The organism is Palleronia sediminis (assembly GCF_004358695.1).
Lineage (GTDB): Bacteria > Pseudomonadota > Alphaproteobacteria > Rhodobacterales > Rhodobacteraceae > Palleronia > Palleronia sediminis.
Genome location: NZ_SNAA01000008.1, coordinates 1 through 18,236 on the forward strand (window position 1 = coordinate 1; position 18,236 = coordinate 18,236).

The following is an 18,236-nucleotide window of genomic DNA, read 5'->3' on the forward strand; positions in this document are numbered from 1 at the left end:
AGAAAGGGGAAAGCTTGGCCATCTGCTCGTCGCTCAGCCAGTAGAGGTCGTCCATGTCACCGCTCCGTTTTTCGGGCCGTGAATCACGCCGAACAGCAACAATCAATGCATCCTGACCCTAAAAAGGGATTCATCAATCTCCACCTGCTTGTCAGTCCCGAGGATCCAGACCATCTCGATCAGCTTCACCGCATTCTCCAGCGTCTCCAGTTTCACGCCTACGGAGATACCTTCAACTGTACTCGCCCCGATCTCATCGCACTCGGCAAAGCAGCTGATCGAACGATCAAGGACGACAAGGCTGCGCTCAAGCATGGTGCAACGCAGTTCAAGGTGAACTTCCCGCAACTCAGGGAGATATTGGGGGGAAGTAAATGGGCGAAGGAGAATATCCTTATTGCCGTCGCCGCCGGGACTAACGACGGCACCTCAGGCCTTCAGGATGCTGCTGATGCAACCACCCGAAAGGAGATCGAGAGATTCGCCGACATCATCTTTTCGAGCGCTCCCAGTCAAAGGGAGTTCTGGATCGGCCAGAAGGGTCTGTCCAAAGACGAACTGATCCAGGCATACGGGGGCTGCAAGCCCTGCCTTCATGGTAGTGACGCCCACGACCAGAAGAAAGTCGGGCAACCAGCTCAGGATCGCTTCTCCTGGATCAAGGGAGGGCTGCTATTCGACGCGCTTCGGCAAGCATGCATCGACCCCGAAGGCCGAGCCTATGTCGGGACTGAACCACCGCAAACGCCGACGCCCTCGCAGGTGATTTCTCACGTCTCTATCGAGAACGCGCCATGGGCCCGCACTCCGGAGATCCCGCTGAACCCGGGCCTTGTGGCCATTATCGGGGCACGGGGATCTGGAAAAACAGCGCTCGCCGATATCATCGCTGCTGGATGTGACTCGATCGATGAGGCCGCCTGGAAGGCTGAAGAGAACAACAGTCCGTCCTTCCTGACGCGTGCACGAGACCTTCTCGGTGACGGGACCACGACGCTCACATGGGGAGGGGGTGCGACGACAACTCGCCGCCTGGATGGCAGCGATGCCAACGGCCCGGCCGCGTATCATCGAGCAAGATACTTGTCCCAACAATTCGTCGAGGATTTATGTTCTGCGGCAGGGGCGTCCGACGGACTGATCGCAGAGATTGAGCGCGTGATCTTCGATGCTCACCAGGATGACGCGAGAGAGGGAGCCATCGATTTCGCCGAACTTCGCGGCTTCAGGACCGACCGATTTCGTCAGGCAAGGAAACGTGAGGCAGAAGCGATCTCCGACATTTCCGATCGCGTTGCCGCCGAAATCGAGAAGAAGGAATCCCTTCCCTCCCTGAGAAGACAGGTCGGGGAGAAAGAGGCTCTCATCAAGGGATACAGCTCCGACCTCAGGAAGCATGTCGTGAAGGGGAGTGAAAAGCATGCCGAAAGGCATTCGGAAATCGGTCGAGCTGCGCAGGGACTGCGCAGCCAGATCCAGACCCTTGGGACCCAGAAGAGGAGCTTCATCGCCCTTCAGGATGAAGTCGCCAGCACCCGGGCGACCAAGGCTCCAGAGCTCTTGCGCCAAGCCAAGGAGCGGCATCAGCAGAGCGGAATGAAGCCAGAGGAGTGGGAGGAATTCCTTCTCATATACAAGGGTGATGTCGACAAGAGCCTGACAAGCTACATCGAGGCCGCCGACAAGAAGATCGAGGAATTGACCGGGCCACCCGTCGCCGAACCAAACCATGGCGATGCCTTCATTGCAGACGGGGCAGACCTAACTTCGCTACCTCTGAACACCCTTCAGGCAGAAGCCAAGCGCCTGGAGGCGATGCTAAGCGCGGACAAGGTTATTCGCGAACGGTATGCCGCCCTCTCCAAGAAGATCGCACAAGAGACCTCGACGCTGAACACCTTGAAGGAGCGCCTGAAGGACGCCGAGGGCGCCGCGGAGCGCCAAAAAGAACTCCAGAAAGAACGCATGGAGGCCTACGAGCGACTGTTCGAGGCAATCGTCGCGGAGCAAGATGCTCTTGCCGCTCTCTATGCCCCTTTGATGAGCCGGCTTGAAAAATCGACGGGAACGCTCAGGAAGCTCGGGTTCTCGGTCCGTCGAGTGGTCAACGTGGAGGCGTGGGGAACTGTCGCCGAAGAGGATCTTATCGATCGACGGAAGGCCGGGCCATTTTATCGTCGGGGGGCCTTGGTCGCTGAAGCCGATGCCACCCTTCGCCCAGCTTGGGAGAAAGGCTCATCCAAAGATATTTCAGCGGCGATGAGCACCTTCATATCGAAGCACATGGCGGCGATACTCAGTCATGCGCCATATTCCGAGGACAAGACAGAACAGTATCGCGCATGGATGAAACAGCTCGCGCACTGGCTCTTTGACACCTCTCACATCTCTGTTCGTTATGAAATTCTCTACGACGGACTGGATATTCGCAAGCTCTCCCCCGGGACCCGTGGCATCGTTCTGCTGTTGCTTTACCTGGCGCTGGACGATGCGGATGACCGGCCGCTCATCATCGACCAGCCCGAGGAGAACCTGGATCCGAAATCCGTCTTCGACGAGCTTGTCTCCCTGTTCATCTCCGCCAAGACCAAACGCCAAGTGATCATGGTCACCCACAATGCGAACCTCGTCATCAATACTGATGCTGATCAGGTCATCATCGCCGATGCCGGTTCCCATTCGTCAGGTGGTCTCCCCGAGATCACTTACAGAGGCGGAGGCCTTGAGGATTCCGAAATCAGGAGGGCCGTCTGTGACATCCTGGAAGGTGGAGAACAGGCGTTTCGAGAACGTGCGCGCCGAGTGCGCGTGAAGTTCGGGGGCTGAGGTGTTGGCAGCTGCCAACATCCTTCTCGCCCCGCCATGAGATACCTGAGCATCAGACGCGAAATCGAGGGGAGCCTGCCCACCGTGGCAGAGCTCCTTCGCCAGAAAGGCGAGCACGATGCCCTGCGCGCCATGAGCCAGGCCGACATTGAGATCGACGAGGTCGGCTACGACAACTGGAACGGCGGCACCGAGCTCTGGACTGTCTTCCTTCGTGTCCCGGTCAGCGTTTTCGTGTCGATAGAGGACAGCCGGAACGAGATCGCCGGGATCATCTCGAAGAACCTCGAACTCGTCACGGGCAAGGACAATGGATACTGGGTGAGCGCGGAAATCTCGCCGATGCGCGCCGCGCCGCCGGGGCGGCGTCTGCCCGACGGGAAGATCAGCGAACGGACACGCGCCGCCATCCTCGATGAGATGCGTGCCAGGGAGACTGCCTGGCACGGCGCCCTGGATGAGATTGCCTTCCTCAGCCGGATCTTCGATCTTACCTCTCTGCCCTCTTATGACAGCCGGTTCCAGAACGCCGAGCAGGACATCTGGCAACACTGCATCAACAATTTCGACTGGTCGCAGGACTGGGTCTACAGCGACCCGCGCTTCCGTCTCTATGCCGCTGATCAGGATACCTTACTGAAGTTCATCTGCGAGGTTCTTCATCCCATCGTCCGGAAGGACGACGCGGAGCAGGATGCGCTCGCCCGGGCGTTCAATGGTCACCTGCGGGTCGACGGATGGGAGCTCGTCGAGGACGCCATCATCGATGGCCGACCGGCCTATGTGCCACAACGTAAGGTTCACGCCTTGGGTGGGTCCGTCCAGCGCATCAAGGCCGTGGCGGCAACCCTGAACTCGGATACGCTCTACGAGGATCTGCGACGCCTCGAGCGCATCGGCGACAGCGAGCCTGGCGAGGCGATCGCCTTGGCAAAGGAGATCGTCGAGAGCTGTTGCAAGCTGATCCTCGACGACAGGAAGGTCGCCTATCCCGAAAAGGCGGAGATCCCCGAGCTGCTGAAGCTCCTTCGCAAGGAGATCAAGATCATGCCGGACGGGATCGACGAGAACGCCAAGGGCGCGAACGAAATCAGGGGAATCCTGACCAGCCTGGGGAACATCGCGCACGCCCTTGCCCCCTTGCGCAACGCTTACGGCAAGGGCCATGGACGCGGGCGCGACTTCAAGGGTCTCCAGCCCCGTCATGCGCGTCTCGCGATCGGGGCCGCCAGCACCTTCGTCGATTTCGTCCTCGATCGTCACCTGTCTCAGGTTGCCGCCGAGACCGCCGAGAGATGATTGAAATGGACAAGTGTAACACTAAGTGTTAGGGAGACGTGTGAGAGTATTCGTTGGAAAGGCGTTCAGAAAGTGGGCCGGGTCCGAGGCGATATCGGACGAGGACCTCTGTGCGGCAGCGAAGGAGGCGTTTGACGGCAACGTCGAGGCCGACCTTGGCGGCTACCTCTTCAAGAAGAGGATCGCGCGCACGGGCGGAGGCAAGTCGGGTGGTTTCCGGACCATCATTGGCTTCCGGAAGAAGAAATCCGACAGGATCTTCTTCCTCTATGGCTTTCCGAAGAGCAGCCGATCGAACATCACGCGCCGGGAAAAGGACGCCCTCTCGGTCAACGCCAAGGCGCTCATCGAGGCTGATGACAGCCAGATCGATGCGCTGAAGGCGAAGGGCGCCATCGCAGAGCTGGAGTGCGAGGCATGAGTGACATTCTGGATATGGCCCACGACATGGCGAAGGACCTGCACGAGGTCGGCGCCATGGACGACATCACCATGCGCGTCATGGATCGGATCTGCGTTCCGGAGAAACCCTCCTTCACGCCGGCCAGGATCAAGAAGATCAGGGCCAAGAGCCGTATGAGCCAGCCCGTTTTTGCCCAGTTTCTCAATGTCGGCGCGACCACTGTCGCTCAGTGGGAACAGGGCAAGAAATCCCCGGGCGGTTCCTCGGCGAGGCTGCTCGATGTCATCGATCGGAAAGGCATCGAGGCCATCATCTGAGCTGGGGGCGGAAAATCGCCCGCCATCATGAGGTCCGCTGGCAGAGATCTCGAAACCGGAGGAGGTCAGGAGCATGACATCGGCAATCGACCCAACAGTTCAGACCTTCCTGGGCTTTCTCGAGCAGGAAGCCGCTTCCGACCCGCAGCGCCTGCGGCCTTTCGGCGCGCACATCGTCCAGCGCGCCGCCGACTTGGTCGAGGACGTTGAAATCGACCTTCACGCACCACTCGAAAAAGACTGAACAGGGGCGAGATAACCGGAGATCCGATCATGCCGGGCAACAGCGAAGCAGCCACGATATCGCCGATCCAGAGGTCGCACGAGGACCTGCTGGCGATGCAGCGGACCCGCGAGGCCGCACAGAGGCTTGATGATGATGCCCGCGCTGTCGTGTGCTGGCTCGACGCGGAATTCCCCGGCTTGGTCAACAGCATGGAAGTGCAGCGACACCATGGCTGTGAGGACAACGAGATAGCCCATGTTGAGCCACGGGTGACGGATCGCCCCCGGCGGCATGAAGCCCGCGATGCCGCGGAAAAGGCGCTCACGGCACTCGGATGGTCCATAAAGCCGGAAGGGCGCGATGTCCGCTCAACCTTCCATCGCCCGTCTCAAGCGCAATCCTCCCATGCCCGCCTGGCAGATATCGCCCGCATTCGTCGAGCGGTGAAGCAAGCGAACACCACAAGATCCAGCTATCGTCCTTCAACGGCGCGCCAAGAGTGAGACCATGGATGCGGCCGTAGAGAAAATCGCGATCCTGGACTTCGAGGCATCGAGTCTGTCGGAAGCAAGCTGGCCCATCGAGATCGGACTCTCGTGGCTTGAGCACGGAGAAGTGCGCACCTGGTCCTCCCTTATCCATCCAGCTCACGATTGGGAAATCGACGATTGGTCGCCGCAAAGCGCAGCGGTTCACGGCATTTCCCTGTCCGAGCTAAGGGAGGCGCCCTCGACAACAGAAGTGGCTGAAACCTTCTTCAAGGTCCTCGGAGGCCGCAAACTCGTCTCTGACGCCCCTGAGTTCGAGATACGATGGCTGGACCGCCTGCTCCGAGCCGCCGGGCGTGCAGAGAACCCTTCGATCGAAGATTTCGACGGCACATCTTTTGCTGTGTTCGAGGGATACGCTCTGGATCTGGTATACGAGACAATAGAGCGGCGCCCTGCTCCTCATCGCGCGGGTCCGGACACCGCACGGCTTGCGCGGGGATGGCTCAAGGCGAGCCAGCATCAGGCATTTCTGGAGCTCGAAGGGAGGACGGCATGACCGAGATATTCACAACGGAGATCATCGTCGGAGGCGGCCTGCTCGGCGTCAGCGGCCTGGTGATGCTCGCGAGTATCATCATGCTGCGTCGCCCGACGGAGGAGCGACCGAAGATCGATCTCGATGCATGTATCCGCGATGCGCCCTACCACCGGCTCGAAAGCGCGGGCATCAACGTCACGCTTCCGAGGTAAGATTTCGCCTCGCCACCAAAAGAATAAACCGGGACAGCTCGTGAAGCTGATCGGCAGCCAGCCGGTTGATTTGCCAGAACAGGTGCCGCTCCAGCACCTTCCCCGGGACAAGCTCGACGAGATCTCCGCGCTCGAGAGGGCGCTTCGCGAGCTGAATCGGATTAAGCGCCCACCCCATGCCGGCGAGGCTGCCTTCGAGGAAGCTCTGCGTCGAGGGAAGCCAGTGGGTGGGGAATGACATGTCGTGCCCGAATACTTCGCGCGCCCAGGCATTCTGAAGGCGATCCTTCTGGTTGAAGGTGAGAGCTGGCGCGCGCTGGAACGCCTCCTCCGTGAGGCCATCGGGGAAGTATCGGGCAACGAAGTCGGGGCTCGCCGTGGCCTGATAGCGGAGTGATCCGAGCGGCGTGACACGGCATCCCTGGACGGGGCGTTCAAGCGAGGTAACGGCCGCAAGCACCCGGCCGCGCCGCAGCCAGTCGGCCGTATGATCCTCATCGTCTATTGCTACGTTCACGAGATAGTCGCTGGCCTTGGTGAAGGACGCGATGGCCTCGAGAAACCAGGTCCCGAGGCTGTCAGCGTTCGTGGCTATGTTGAGAGTCACCTGTTGTCCGGCACCTTCAGGTCCGGCGAGTTCAGGCAACTGCGCCATGAGGTCCTTCTCGAGCATCCCTACCCGGTCCATGTGCCGGCATAGGGAAAGGCCCTTGTCGGTGGCGGTGCAAGGTATCCCACGCTCGATAAGCACCGCGCCGAGACGCTCCTCGAGATGCTTGACGCGCTGCGAAACGGCTGAGGGGGTCACGTTGAGAGACGCAGCGGCCCTTTCGAAGCTGCCGGTCCTGACGACCGCGGCGACGGCCCGGAGAGCTGCGTAGTCCACTGACATTTAGATTTCCTTCATTCGCATCAGCGCCTTTAATTTGTCTAATCTTAACGGACCGCATAGACCAAGGGCAGTTTTTCGGATCGGAGGCCAGCTCATGGATCTCGCAGTCTTCTTTACCGGCATGATGATGAGCCTCAGCCTCATCGTGGCGATCGGCGCACAGAACGCCTTCGTGCTTCGGCAGGGGCTGCGGGGTGAACATGTCCTGGCTGTCTGTCTCGCCTGCGCGATCTCGGATGCGATCCTGATTACGGTGGGCGTGACCAGCTTCCGGACCGTCTCGGACTGGTTGCCCTGGCTCGAGCCGGTCATGCGCTACGGCGGCGCCGCCTTCCTGATCTGGTATGGCGTGAAGAGCCTCGTATCCGCGCTGCGATCGGACGAGGCGCTGGCCGCGGATTCCTCGCTGGCGAAGACCAACCTGTTCCGCACGCTGGTGGCGTGTCTCGCCCTCACCTGGCTCAATCCTCATGTCTATCTCGACACGGTGGTCCTTCTGGGAACCATCTCCACGCAGTTCACCGACAACCAGGCGTCCTTCGCCGTCGGCGCGATCCTCGGGTCGTTCGTCTTCTTCTTCGCCCTCGGATACGGAGCCATCAGGCTGCGCCCTGTGTTCGAGCGCCCGGCGGCATGGCGCATCCTCGAGACCCTCATCGCACTGGTGATGTGGATCATCGCCTTCGAGCTTCTTGCCGGAACCTGAGAGGACCCGCGATGGACAACATCAACCACCTGTTCGTCGTCTTCACCGCCTACGTGATCGCGGCTGGAAGCCCCGGTCCGAGCACCCTTCGGATCATGGGCGTGGCGATGAACCACGGGCGCCGGGCCGGGCTGGCACTGGCCGCGGGCGTCATCTCCGGATCGCTGTTCTGGGGGCTGTCTGCGGCCACCGGTGTGTCCGCCTTGCTCGCGCGCTACGCCGAAGCCCTGATCGTCCTGAAGATCCTCGGCGGCCTATACCTGCTCTACCTCGCGGTGCGCGCGGCCCGAAACGCGATGACGCCCGACACCGCGATCTTACCGGGAGCTGCCCAGACCAAGACTGCTCCGTCCTCTGTGGCGCTCTATCGTCAGGGATTGATCATGCATCTGGCCAATCCGAAGGCCGTGCTGGCCTGGATCGCCCTCGTCACTCTCGGCCTCGGCGCTAAGGCATCTTGGCACGACGTGGCTACCATTCTGGCGGGCTGCGCGATCTTGAGCGTGACGATTTTCGGCGGCTACGCTCTCGTGTTCTCGACGGAGCCGATGATCCGCCTATACCGACGTGCCCGGCGCGGGATTGAAGGCGTCCTGGCCGCCTTCTTCGGGTTCGCCGGCCTTCGCCTCCTCCTGTCACGCATCTGAAGGAAATGCTCGCATGACCCTGTTCACTGGCCTGTCGGCCTTCCCCCTCACCCCCACCGACGATGATGGGGAGCTGAAGCCCGAGCTCCTGCAACGCTTCCTCGAGCGGATCGTGGCAGCTGGGGCGGATTCCATCGGACTGCTCGGAAGCACCGGCGGATACGCCTACCTGACGCCGGAGGTGCGCAAGCGCACGCTGCGGGCCGCCGTGGAGTGCATAGCGGGGCGGACCCCGCTCATCGTCGGTGTCGGCGCGCTCACAACCGACGTTGCCGAGGATCTCGCGCGAGATGCCAGGGAGGCCGGCGCAGACGGCCTGCTTCTCGCGCCCATGTCTTACCAGCCGCTGACCGACGAGGAGGTGTTCCGCCATTTCGAGGCTGTCGCTGCGGCCGGCGAGCTCCCCCTCTGCATCTACAACAACCCCGGCACCACGAAATTCACCTTCGGCCCGGACCTGATCGCGCGACTGGCCGAACTTCCGAACGTGACCGCAGTAAAGATGCCACTGCCTGCGGACGGCGACTACGCGGGCGAAATGCAGCGCCTGCGGGCCATGACGCCGGAGGACTTCGCTATCGGCTACAGCGGCGACTGGGGCGCGAAAGACGCGCTGCTCGCCGGCGGCGCCTGCTGGTATAGCGTGGTGGCCGGACTCTTGCCGGAACCCGCACGCGCACTCACACGTGCGGCCCTGGCGGGGAATGCGGCTGACGCCGAGCGTATCGACCACGCCTTCGCTCCCCTCTGGGCGCTGTTCCGGGAGTTCGGGAGCTTCCGCGTGATGTTTGCCATCACCGATATACTCGGCTTCGAACCTATCACGCCCCCGCGCCCGATCCTGACGCTCGACCAAGCGTGCCATACACGGGTTGAGGATGCTCTTCGTCCGCTGCTTCAGGTCGTCGTCTGACTACGCGATTGTGCCTACGCAGCACTTCGCCACGCGAATCGATGGTCCGAGATCGAGGCGACGACAGACGTGATTCGGGGCGATCACAGCCCCTGAGCTGCCGCAAAGGGCTATCCTGTGCCCTGCATCCCTCTCCATAAGCAACTTTCCTCACACAGAAAAAGGGGCGCTCATGCCCTCCCATACGAGCGCCTCATGCCCGTCTCGACGGCGTGCCGTGAAAGACCCTCGGAACCAGTTTTCCGGCTCCATGAAATTTCGGGACACGCGAAAGCCGCCATATGTGCCTCTGAGGGCCCCTCTCAGACAAGATATAGACCACCATCCCATCCCTTACGGGTCGTCCGAGCTCCAGGATCCGATGGCGATAGCGGCTCGTATCAATACACGTAAGCAGCCGCTGCCCCGGAATACGCCAAGTTGATCGGCCTGCTGCTGCGCGCCGCAGCAGACTTCACATCTCGACTATCCCGAGACAGCAACCACTGTGTTTCTCGCGCATAGACACGCGAGACCTTCGGCCCGCACGTCTGCGAGCCTGCGCCGTGACCGATCCCGCCAGAATCCCTTCCAGCAATAGACCCTGCTGCGCGCCGCAGAGCCTTCACTTTCATGGCTTCCGTCGAGGTGCACCCGGCACATCAAATACATGGATCGTTTGCGAGCGAGGAAAAAGCATCCGGTCGATTTTTCTTCGAGTTGCCCGCCCGAAACCCAATAACCACCCTGAACCGGCCGCTCCGCGGCTCTTTCAGGGGGATTCATGATTCCCTTGATTCAGGGGGGAATTCCGCTCGACAAACCAATGAGTTGGAGTCAGGTCCGTCGCAATTTCCCCGCAACATGACGCAGAAACCCCGCGGAGTGACGACATTTCCCCGCGTCTTGACGCAATTTCCCCGTGAGATGACGACATTCCCCCGTGGAAGAAAAACTCACCGAGACCGCGGCTAACCCTCGCGAAAAGCGGCAATGCGAGGGGGAGCGTCGGCCTCTCGGCACGGACTATCGACCGTGTCGCGAGAGCAACTTCCTAAAGCCACCCGATGAACTACGCAGATTTCGATGCGGATCGCTTTGTCGTCCGGAAAATCGACCAACTTCCATATCATGAACATTACTCGCATCTATCAGGCCCTGACCTGCCCGACTCCGCCCGCGCACCTTGCCCGTGCCGGCTCTCCGTTTGCGACAGCAAGTGCGCTTACCCTCCTGATCAGGATCGAAGGTGTGCCATTGCTGGCGCTCTCGTATTCGGCCCGAGACCTTCAGAGGCGGTTTCCCCACGACCGCGTTCCCCGCTGCGCTCAAGATGTCTTCAAGCAGGAACTCTCCCGCTACCGTGCTTGGCGGCGAACGATCTACGATCTGTTTCTCTTGGAGACCGGATCTCTTGCCGACCATGATCCTATCGCCGGTCTAAGGCGCATCGCCCGTCTGGAATACGGTGGACGAACCGACGAGAGCCTAAGAAGTCTGGGAGAGGCGCTACCCGGCGGATTCGCAATCAGCCAGCTCACGCTTACGAACGCCCTTCAGATCGACAAAGGACTCGGCGAAAATCTCCGCCCACCGTTCCGTGCTGCGCTCTCATTGCTCGATCGGCTGCAGAATGCACCTCTCGCGGCAGGCTCGCGCCACCTGCTACCAGCAGCACAGATAGGGCCGCTCCCTGCGCCAAGCTCGCATCTCTATCATGCGCCATTGCCACCGAGGTTGGACGCCGCGTATGCCTCGGCGCCCCCCAGGGTGAGGGCGGCCGTGCCGTTCGTCTATCGGCTGTGTCGGCGTACAGATCTGTTGTCCGAAGATCAGGATCCGACACTCGAGGACCTGGCGCGGACGAGCATGTTACTGTGGGACGTTGCCCCCAACGATTACGGATTCCAAAAGCCTTCGCAGGTCGCCTTGAAGTCTTACATCAGGCACATCGGTCAACATGCCGGAACCGGTCACACTCCGCCGACGCCAGTGCAAGCCACGGCACCTCAGGGCTGGACCGACTTGCGTGGCTGCATGAGACAGCATGGTTTCGAGAAGCTGATACAACGCACCTTTGGCGTGTCAAAGCACGCAATCCGGGACGGTGTCGCACCGGCAAGAATGACATCTGAGTGGATTCAGAAAACCCTGCAAATTCTGCCGCGTCAGGAACGAAACGCCTTTCGAAGCGGATTATTCGTCCTGGATGACCTGATCCTGGATGAAGAATTTCCACAAGACGTTCTGCCATGCGAGGTCAGCGGCCTGGCGCGCAAGCGGGATCCGAGACGAACCTGATCCTGTTCTCCGAAAAAATCTATCGGCCGAGCATGGCGAAGCGTGAGCCGACAGATGGGTCAGCACAATGAAATGCGTGAAGCCATGAGTGGTAGACGTATGGCTTCATGTCGCTCCGGGAAATTCTTTTCGAACATTGAATATTTTTCTTCGTCATTCCTGCGAATGGCCAATGTCCTCCTCGTAAGGGAGGGAAACGAACCAAGGAAGTCTCCAGGCGGGCCCAAACTCCGGCAACCTGACGGTCGTGTCGACATTCGTGTCGTCGCATCCCGGAAGCGACCAGCGAGCACGAACTGCTCCCGGTGCCCAAAAATGGAAAGCATCCATGAACTCGATTATCTTCACAAAGGTCCCGGTCCAGACGGGCGAGACCCTTCTGCATGCGGCGCTGGCGCGTCTCGGCGCATATCTCGATACGGAGTTGGGGTCTCTCGAGACCCTACTGCAACTTACCGGGCGTGAGACCGCCGGAGCTGATATCCAGGCGCTTCACGCACTGCATCTCGGGGCACATGCGACAGCGGCTGACATTCATCATCTTCTCACGTGCGCGCAGACGTCACTCCTGCGCCTGCTGGACGTCGTGCAAACGATTTCCCCGCGCGCGTCTTTCGAGCGGGCTCCATCGGATATCGACGCGTGGCTGCGCTGGTCGGGTGCGAGGCTGCAGGACATCTGCGCAACCCTGTCCCGAGCGATCGCGGACTGACTGGCAAGAAACCGGTGGTCTGGTGAGGCCGGCTCCCAGCATACTCTGCATGGCCGGCTAACCAACATGATCAGAATGCTGCCGGACCCGAGTATCAGGACCGTGCCATCTTTCGGTTTTCCGGGCTGACCCGGAGGGACCCATCTCCTCGAAAAGGAGATGGGTCCCATGCGCTTCGAGCTTTTCCACGCACCAATCGTCCCGGCCTCCGCCGCGGGCCTCACGACAGAAGAACTGCGGCGCTACCTCGGTGTCGGCAAGAACAACGTCGCGCTTATCGCGCGGCGTTTCGGTATCGAAAACCTGCACGGCATCTACCCGGAATGCATCGTCTGGCGGCAGCTCTTCGGCCTCGCGCCGGATAACGAGGCCGCCCAGGCGGCGCTGCGCGAGCCTCTTGCAGACATCAACTGGCTGTCTATCGCGACAGGCGTGCCGCAGTCGACGATCCGCGACCATCTCCGGGCCCGACGTTGGAATTACGACCGCGGCGTTCAACTCGGCGACCGGAATGGGACGCAGGCCCGCCGGTTGCGCCGATGGATACCTGCCATGATCCGCCACAGGACATGCGGCTCCCCACTCCCGTCTTTCACCCGCATTGCTCCACATCCCCTCAACTGGGGCAGTGCCGACACGCATTCCCCGTCGTCGACGACACACCCTCCTTTTCCAGCCGAAGGCGCTGGGGAGGAGCCGTCCGAAGACGTGTTTTCAGCTCTTTTTTCCGACGCCGCGACCGCGCCCCGATAACGCCGAAAATAACATCCCCCCGGGTATTTGCGGGGTAGGTAAACTTCCGGGTTTTTATTACCGCGATCCCGATAACGGCCAATCTTCCCGATAACGACAACACTCAGAGGACATGAAATTGACCGGCAACGCTCCAACCATGCTCGATATCCTTCGCTTCGGCCAGGTTCTGGAGGGTGGGACGGAGCGGCAATACGCGACACATTTCGAACGGCTGTTCCGCAAGCGCGGATACCAGGATCGACATCTCGAAACGCTCGAGGGGACGGTGGAGGTCTACCTCCAGGTTGCGCCAAAATATCGGAAAGGGAATGCCGACCTGAACGCCAGGATCCTGGACTGGGGCATCACCCCCCGCACCTACAAGCAATACCAATCGGACGGGCGGCGGATGGTTGAGTCCTTCACGGGCGAGCTTCGCGCACGGTGCGCGCGCCGAGAGCGGCAGGACGGTTTCGCGCGATTGCAGGCCGTCGTTCCCGACCTCGTCAGTGCAGGCTTGCTCCAAGGAAAGCCAGGCCCGCAACCTGCCGCGGCTCATCGACCTCGCCCGGGCCAGGGGATGGGACATGTGCGACGTCACACGTCAGAGCATCATCTCTCTCCGCGAGGATTGCCTGAGCACCGACGAATGGACGCGTATCAAGCAAGCGGCCGGGTGCCTGGATTACCTTCGGCAATTCCCGACATGTCTGTCGCTCCTGCCGAAGGACGACATCGGCACTCTCGCCGGCGTTCTTCGCCTCGACACGCAACTCCCGGCATTTCTCGACGAGGAAGCCAGGACATGGGTGCGGGACGCCACGGTCATCTATCATGATGAGATGCTCACCGAGGAGGCTCGCTGCGCCACAGCCAAGGAATACTCGGAGAGCTGCAAAGCCGTCTACATGGCGTCCTTGCGCACCTATATGCGTGCCGTCCAGGCCGAGTGCGATCTCGACGGCGTCAACGGCCTGACGGCCTTGTTCCGGCCTGAACTGATCGAGAAGACGCTGATCCGGCTCTGCAAGAAGTCCGGAACCTCGGGAGGACTCGCGCCGCGCACCCTGTTCTCCTATTCGCTGAACCTCAAGCGAGCCCTGACCATTCAGGGCCTTGTCGAAGAGGCCGCAAAAGTTGAACAGCTCATCAAGACTCTGCCGGTCCTCGTTGAAGGGCAAGCGGCAAGCAAGATGATGTCGCCGAAGGTCGAGACCTGGTGCCGCGATCTACTGAACGACCCCAATGCCATGGAGATCTTCGAGACGCAGCATTTCCTATATGCTGAAAGGGCGCTGGCGGCATTGGAACTGGCCGATCTTGAAGGCGTCGACCTTCTTGCCTTCAGCCGGTCATCGCACACGCAGCCTTTCTGCCCGGACAGGGCACGCCTTGCCGCGGATCTGTTGCGGCAGGCGAGAATGTTCGGGGTCTGCGCTGCGTTTGCGGCGATCGAACTCGAGGGCGCGCCGTTCCGCAAATCCAACGTCATCTCCGACCTGAGGTTTTCTGGTCACCCGCAGACCTTCTTCGACCACCGTGACGACAAGATACGGCCGCGCCTCGAAATTCACATTCCCAATGAGCTCCTGAAGAATGGCGACGCGATGACCCGGCGCAACCAGCATCTGCCCCGCTTCGTCTTCGAAAAGAATGGGCTCGGGGCTGAAGGCTACCGTATCCTGTCGTTCTATTTGAACCGCATCCGCCCCCTGCTCGGCGGAGCGGATCTCACCGATCACGTGTTCCCCGCGCTCGAAGCCGAACCCCGGCCCCTGGTGATCTCGACATTCGACGGCTGGCTGACCGAATGTTCGACAAAGATCGCGCTCCCGCTCCTGCCGCACAATTTCCGGCACGGTCTCTGCACGATCGAGATCTTTCATGATCCGACCTGCTACCCGGAGCTCGAGACACTGACTGGAGACACCGAGAAAACCCTTCGGCAGCACTACGCGTTCATCGACCGGGAGCGCCAGTCGAGGTCCCTGCGGCAGAAAAGATACGAGCGTCGTGCCCAGAGGATGCACGCCTCGCCACCTGCTGCGGAGATGTCGGCATGAACATCCACCGAATCCTCGAAAAACCGGTTTGGAAAAACCTTGCGCAACGTCCCGGCTTCGCGGCCCTGTCCATCCCGTCGATCGAGACGACAAACGGGTTCTTCGAGTTCATCGTAGCACACGGCCTCGCGTCACCAACGGCAGGCGATGTCCGAAACTGGCTCGGGGATTGCCCGCAGCCTGAGCGGACGCTGCGGATCGATCATCTCCAGGAAGTGTTTGCCGTTTGCCAGCCATCATTCCTTGGGGCCATCCGGGAAGCGCGTCGTTTCGCGCCTCCCAAGTCTCCAAGAAACCCAGACTCCAAAGCCGCGCGCCCTGCGTCATTCGACCTGCAAAGGAACAAATCCTGCGTGCTCCGGCCGGTCTACGAAACACAGGATTGGGATCCGATAGCCCCGCCGACACGTCGGCCGCCGAGAAAACGTGCTGTCTCCATCGCGCCGTGGGGCCTCCCTCTGGACTATCAAAGCGAGTTGCGCCGCGCAGCAGACGGGCTTCCCGGCCAAGAGCCGGGCATGCAGGTGCCCGCCCGCAGCATGGTTTTGAGAATGCGCGAGAAGCTCTGTCAATATGCGTGGTCCGTGGCGCAGCACAATCTCGATGCAGAGCTTAGCCTGACAGGAATAGACGCATACCTTGCCGACCTGAAAACTCGCCTCCTCGAGCGACCGCATGGACTGCGATGGGCGACAATGCGCGCGACGGCCGATGCGCTCCTCCTATTCACCAGGTACGAGGGAGCACAACCCGAGATCATCCAGCATCTCGCCGATTACCGACGGGACTATGAGGTCCGGGAGTCTGCTCAGCGCGCCCTCAAGTTCTTCGCGCTGGCGCGCACCGGGAATTCGACGGATCGGATCCTCGATATGGCCGAGGCACTCCTTGCAGCCGTCGAAGCCGAGGTTCGCCCCAAGAAGCGGCACCAGATGCGCAACGGAGCGGCCATCCTTGCTATCTTTGGGAATGCGCCGCTTCGCAACGCATCAGCCCAGCTTGCGTTCGGTGAGAGCCTGTTCTGGAAGCACGACGAATGGGTGATCCGGACGGAAATCCAAAAGACCCAAGCGCGGCGGCCAGAGCTGTTCGATTTCCCCCTCCACCCGGAGGCAGGTCGTTTCGTCGACGCGATCGTCCTTGGGGACGCGTCTCCGGCCATGCTCCCAACCCTGAGGGAAAGGTTGATCCGAGACAGACGCCAACTTTTTTTGCTGCCGAACGGCCACCCGGCTGCGGCAACATACATCCCGCGAGTCTTTCAGGCTCTCACGGGCAACAGCTTCACCACGCTTCGCGTCATGCTCTACTCGGACGCCATCGCCCATCACGGCATCGAAGGGATCGAACTTGCCAAGCCCGCAGCACATCATGCCAGCACGGATATCGTGAAATCACACTATATCGCCGAAGAGGTTGCGGAAATTCGCGCGAACTGTATTCGGAACCGACGAAGCCGGCGACTGTCGGAGATGCAATCCGAGAAACATCGCGATCTTATGGTTGGCCTCGAGAAATACAGCGAGACCAAACCACGATAACTTACTACAAAATTTGAAAAGATCTCGGAGGCGATCGCTCAAGAATAACGGTGCCTTGCTGGCTGAGGTGCGGTGCCGCTTACGGCCCAAAGGAGTCATCCAGAAGCCAGCATTGATGCTGCGGTCGCAGCCCGCATTGCAGTCTTACGTTTACGCGCAAAGGGTAACCAGGCAGGACAAGGAACGAGCCGATATTAAGTCGACGAACAAGTATCGCGCTTCCGGACTCTACGTTGTCAGCAGTAAGTCCGCAGCACCTCTGCAATCGACGAGAGCCCTTCCCCGTCAGTGATGCACCACATCGCATTGGCAACGCACGTGGCCGCGTGGGGGACAGCACAAGCCTCCTTGATGATCTCAAGCTGCTCTTCGTCCAGATCCCATTGGGCAAGGCATGCCGGGGGGTCTTCGCCTTCCTCACCACTGCCTGCCCATTCGATCAGGTCGTATTCGACTTCCTTCAGTGTCATCGTTTGCTCGTAGTTCATAACGGTCTCCATGCTTATGGTCAGGAGATCGGGTCTTTTGCTGAAGACGGAAACCATTTTTAGGACTCTTTTTCCGCATCATGTTGCGATCGGCGTCCGCTGCCAGGGCTCCTATTGGCCCAGACCAGCCGGTCATAGCCGTGCTGCAATGCTGCTTTGCGGCCCGCCGAAGGAGACGTTCGTAGAACCTGGCGTGTTGGCGGCGTTCGATTTACGGGCGGTGGCGGAACGGAATCTTGAACAGCGTTAGCGAAGGATCGGAGAAGGTTGGCATCGCACACTAATTGACGACGTAGCCGCCTTGAAAGCTCGAGCTGCACACCCTCACCGGAGCGCGTCCGGTTACAGATGTTTGTCGCTTCCGTGCCGGGAAGCCTTTTGTTGAGCTCCGTTTCAAAGCCTGCGCTGCGCAGCGAGTTTCCAACCGCGTCACGAAGATCGATGGCGCGACCACCCAGCCAAACCGCGTCAGTTCCCTCGTCCCGTCTTCCGTGGACTGCAATTGCCGTCCAAGATCTGCCGAGGATTGTTACGGCATTGGGTTCGTCAAATCGATGGGAAGTTATGTGAAAGTGGCCATGCGGCGCATTTCTCAGCGACTCGAAAGCGTAGAACGAAAAGACGGACCCGGCGATTGCCTCGGCAATCTTAGAAGTATCGGGTTCAATCCATCCGCCATGGGGTGCCAGAATCACTGTGTCCGAGCCACGCTCTAACACTCGAATCTGATAGTCGATGTCGAGCCGCTCGTTGGCGGCAAGATCCGTGAAGGAGGTGTAGCGGTCGGCCATTGTCCATCTTTTGGACATGTGAAAGCGTCCGTCAACCAGTGATGTGTCCCAGATGAGCCCGGCCGAATGCTGCTCTCCGAGGCTCGCTTCAAGCGGTTGCAATTCTGTTGCTCGGGGCCGATTTTCCTCTGCATGACCACCGATCACATTGCTCAC

The 18,236-nt window shown here is 60.5% G+C and carries 19 protein-coding genes and 1 pseudogene; 16 read left to right on the forward strand and 4 right to left on the reverse strand.

Annotation, left to right across the window (positions count from 1 at the left end; translation table 11 throughout):
• Positions 1-120 precede the first annotated feature (120 nt).
• The 8 genes and pseudogenes from E2L08_RS17255 to E2L08_RS08375 form a co-directional block, all read left to right on the forward strand.
• Positions 121-2,826, forward strand: a pseudogene (locus tag E2L08_RS17255) (TrlF family AAA-like ATPase); the annotation flags it as partial.
• Between the two features lie 84 nt (positions 2,827-2,910).
• Positions 2,911-4,125, forward strand: a complete 1,215-nt coding sequence (locus tag E2L08_RS08345; protein WP_168771089.1) for an abortive infection family protein — start codon at positions 2,911-2,913, stop codon at positions 4,123-4,125.
• Positions 4,126-4,165: 40 nt separating this feature from the next.
• Positions 4,166-4,546 (forward strand): type II toxin-antitoxin system RelE/ParE family toxin, encoded by a 381-nt coding sequence (locus tag E2L08_RS08350; protein WP_168771090.1) that lies wholly within the window; start codon positions 4,166-4,168, stop codon positions 4,544-4,546.
• Positions 4,543-4,845: a helix-turn-helix domain-containing protein gene (locus E2L08_RS08355; RefSeq protein WP_076695361.1), complete on the forward strand. Its 303-nt coding sequence runs from the start codon at positions 4,543-4,545 to the stop codon at positions 4,843-4,845. Before E2L08_RS08350 ends, E2L08_RS08355 begins: the two co-directional genes overlap by 4 nt.
• 73 nt (positions 4,846-4,918) lie before the next feature.
• On the forward strand, positions 4,919-5,089 hold the full coding sequence (locus tag E2L08_RS08360) for a type II toxin-antitoxin system PrlF family antitoxin (RefSeq protein ID WP_133396622.1): 171 nt from the start codon (positions 4,919-4,921) through the stop codon (positions 5,087-5,089).
• Between the two features lie 29 nt (positions 5,090-5,118).
• Complete coding sequence (locus E2L08_RS08365) at positions 5,119-5,574, forward strand: hypothetical protein (RefSeq protein WP_133396623.1); 456 nt, start codon at positions 5,119-5,121, stop codon at positions 5,572-5,574.
• A gap of 4 nt (positions 5,575-5,578) precedes the next feature.
• Positions 5,579-6,118: a 3'-5' exonuclease gene (locus E2L08_RS08370; RefSeq protein ID WP_133396624.1), complete on the forward strand. Its 540-nt coding sequence runs from the start codon at positions 5,579-5,581 to the stop codon at positions 6,116-6,118.
• Positions 6,115-6,312: a hypothetical protein gene (locus E2L08_RS08375; protein WP_133396625.1), complete on the forward strand. Its 198-nt coding sequence runs from the start codon at positions 6,115-6,117 to the stop codon at positions 6,310-6,312. The genes E2L08_RS08370 and E2L08_RS08375 overlap by 4 nt, the downstream gene beginning before the upstream one ends.
• Here the strand turns inward: E2L08_RS08375 and E2L08_RS08380 are convergent.
• On the reverse strand, positions 6,296-7,204 hold the full coding sequence (locus E2L08_RS08380) for a LysR family transcriptional regulator ArgP (protein WP_133396626.1): 909 nt from the start codon (positions 7,202-7,204) through the stop codon (positions 6,296-6,298). The genes E2L08_RS08375 and E2L08_RS08380 overlap by 17 nt on opposite strands.
• A 94-nt stretch (positions 7,205-7,298) precedes the next feature.
• Between E2L08_RS08380 and E2L08_RS08385 the strand changes: the two genes are divergently transcribed.
• The 6 genes from E2L08_RS08385 to E2L08_RS08410 all read left to right on the forward strand — a co-directional run bounded on the left by E2L08_RS08385 (position 7,299) and on the right by E2L08_RS08410 (position 13,215).
• The gene (locus E2L08_RS08385) at positions 7,299-7,910 is read left to right on the forward strand and encodes a LysE/ArgO family amino acid transporter (protein WP_133396627.1); all 612 of its coding nucleotides are present in this window, start codon (positions 7,299-7,301) and stop codon (positions 7,908-7,910) included.
• Positions 7,911-7,921: 11 nt separating this feature from the next.
• A complete protein-coding gene (locus E2L08_RS08390) occupies positions 7,922-8,557 on the forward strand; it encodes a LysE family translocator (protein ID WP_133396628.1) in 636 nt (211 codons plus the stop codon).
• Positions 8,558-8,570: 13 nt separating this feature from the next.
• Positions 8,571-9,470, forward strand: a complete 900-nt coding sequence (locus E2L08_RS08395; protein WP_133396629.1) for a dihydrodipicolinate synthase family protein — start codon at positions 8,571-8,573, stop codon at positions 9,468-9,470.
• A 1,065-nt stretch (positions 9,471-10,535) separates the two neighbouring features.
• Positions 10,536-11,750, forward strand: coding sequence for a hypothetical protein (locus tag E2L08_RS08400; protein WP_133396630.1), 1,215 nt, complete (start codon positions 10,536-10,538; stop codon positions 11,748-11,750).
• A 328-nt stretch (positions 11,751-12,078) separates the two neighbouring features.
• Positions 12,079-12,462 (forward strand): hypothetical protein, encoded by a 384-nt coding sequence (locus E2L08_RS08405; RefSeq protein WP_133396631.1) that lies wholly within the window; start codon positions 12,079-12,081, stop codon positions 12,460-12,462.
• Positions 12,463-12,630: 168 nt separating this feature from the next.
• The gene (locus E2L08_RS08410; protein WP_133396632.1) at positions 12,631-13,215 is read left to right on the forward strand and encodes a hypothetical protein; all 585 of its coding nucleotides are present in this window, start codon (positions 12,631-12,633) and stop codon (positions 13,213-13,215) included.
• A gap of 103 nt (positions 13,216-13,318) precedes the next feature.
• Here E2L08_RS08410 and E2L08_RS08415 read toward each other — a convergent pair whose 3' ends face one another.
• Positions 13,319-13,756, reverse strand: a complete 438-nt coding sequence (locus E2L08_RS08415) for a hypothetical protein (protein WP_133396633.1) — start codon at positions 13,754-13,756, stop codon at positions 13,319-13,321.
• 28 nt (positions 13,757-13,784) lie between these two features.
• Between E2L08_RS08415 and E2L08_RS08420 the strand changes: the two genes are divergently transcribed.
• Together E2L08_RS08420 and E2L08_RS08425 are read left to right on the forward strand one after the other, a co-directional pair.
• Positions 13,785-15,260, forward strand: coding sequence for a hypothetical protein (locus E2L08_RS08420; RefSeq protein ID WP_133396634.1), 1,476 nt, complete (start codon positions 13,785-13,787; stop codon positions 15,258-15,260).
• Positions 15,257-16,801 (forward strand): hypothetical protein, encoded by a 1,545-nt coding sequence (locus tag E2L08_RS08425; RefSeq protein WP_133396635.1) that lies wholly within the window; start codon positions 15,257-15,259, stop codon positions 16,799-16,801. Before E2L08_RS08420 ends, E2L08_RS08425 begins: the two co-directional genes overlap by 4 nt.
• 236 nt (positions 16,802-17,037) lie before the next feature.
• Here the strand turns inward: E2L08_RS08425 and E2L08_RS08430 are convergent, their stop codons facing one another.
• Together E2L08_RS08430 and E2L08_RS08435 are read right to left on the reverse strand one after the other, a co-directional pair.
• A complete protein-coding gene (locus E2L08_RS08430) occupies positions 17,038-17,289 on the reverse strand; it encodes a hypothetical protein (protein ID WP_133396636.1) in 252 nt (83 codons plus the stop codon).
• 59 nt (positions 17,290-17,348) lie between these two features.
• Positions 17,349-18,236 (reverse strand): poly-gamma-glutamate hydrolase family protein, encoded by an 888-nt coding sequence (locus E2L08_RS08435; RefSeq protein ID WP_240758169.1) that lies wholly within the window; start codon positions 18,234-18,236, stop codon positions 17,349-17,351.

What these genes read in the sequence shown, in the direction of transcription:
- E2L08_RS08430 (WP_133396636.1), bottom strand. Translation starts at nt 17,289, where the DNA reads ATGAACTACGAGCAAACGATGACACTGAAGGAAGTCGAATACGACCTG.
- E2L08_RS08415 (WP_133396633.1), bottom strand. Translation starts at nt 13,756, where the DNA reads ATGAGCCGCGGCAGGTTGCGGGCCTGGCTTTCCTTGGAGCAAGCCTGC.
- E2L08_RS08365 (WP_133396623.1), top strand. Translation starts at nt 5,119, where the DNA reads ATGCCGGGCAACAGCGAAGCAGCCACGATATCGCCGATCCAGAGGTCG.
- E2L08_RS08410 (WP_133396632.1), top strand. Translation starts at nt 12,631, where the DNA reads ATGCGCTTCGAGCTTTTCCACGCACCAATCGTCCCGGCCTCCGCCGCG.
- E2L08_RS08420 (WP_133396634.1), top strand. Translation starts at nt 13,785, where the DNA reads ATGTGCGACGTCACACGTCAGAGCATCATCTCTCTCCGCGAGGATTGC.
- E2L08_RS08390 (WP_133396628.1), top strand. Translation starts at nt 7,922, where the DNA reads ATGGACAACATCAACCACCTGTTCGTCGTCTTCACCGCCTACGTGATC.
- E2L08_RS08370 (WP_133396624.1), top strand. Translation starts at nt 5,579, where the DNA reads ATGGATGCGGCCGTAGAGAAAATCGCGATCCTGGACTTCGAGGCATCG.
- E2L08_RS08385 (WP_133396627.1), top strand. Translation starts at nt 7,299, where the DNA reads ATGGATCTCGCAGTCTTCTTTACCGGCATGATGATGAGCCTCAGCCTC.
- E2L08_RS08360 (WP_133396622.1), top strand. Translation starts at nt 4,919, where the DNA reads ATGACATCGGCAATCGACCCAACAGTTCAGACCTTCCTGGGCTTTCTC.
- E2L08_RS08425 (WP_133396635.1), top strand. Translation starts at nt 15,257, where the DNA reads ATGAACATCCACCGAATCCTCGAAAAACCGGTTTGGAAAAACCTTGCG.
- E2L08_RS08375 (WP_133396625.1), top strand. Translation starts at nt 6,115, where the DNA reads ATGACCGAGATATTCACAACGGAGATCATCGTCGGAGGCGGCCTGCTC.
- E2L08_RS08400 (WP_133396630.1), top strand. Translation starts at nt 10,536, where the DNA reads ATGCGGATCGCTTTGTCGTCCGGAAAATCGACCAACTTCCATATCATG.
- E2L08_RS08380 (WP_133396626.1), bottom strand. Translation starts at nt 7,204, where the DNA reads ATGTCAGTGGACTACGCAGCTCTCCGGGCCGTCGCCGCGGTCGTCAGG.
- E2L08_RS08395 (WP_133396629.1), top strand. Translation starts at nt 8,571, where the DNA reads ATGACCCTGTTCACTGGCCTGTCGGCCTTCCCCCTCACCCCCACCGAC.
- E2L08_RS08405 (WP_133396631.1), top strand. Translation starts at nt 12,079, where the DNA reads ATGAACTCGATTATCTTCACAAAGGTCCCGGTCCAGACGGGCGAGACC.
- E2L08_RS08355 (WP_076695361.1), top strand. Translation starts at nt 4,543, where the DNA reads ATGAGTGACATTCTGGATATGGCCCACGACATGGCGAAGGACCTGCAC.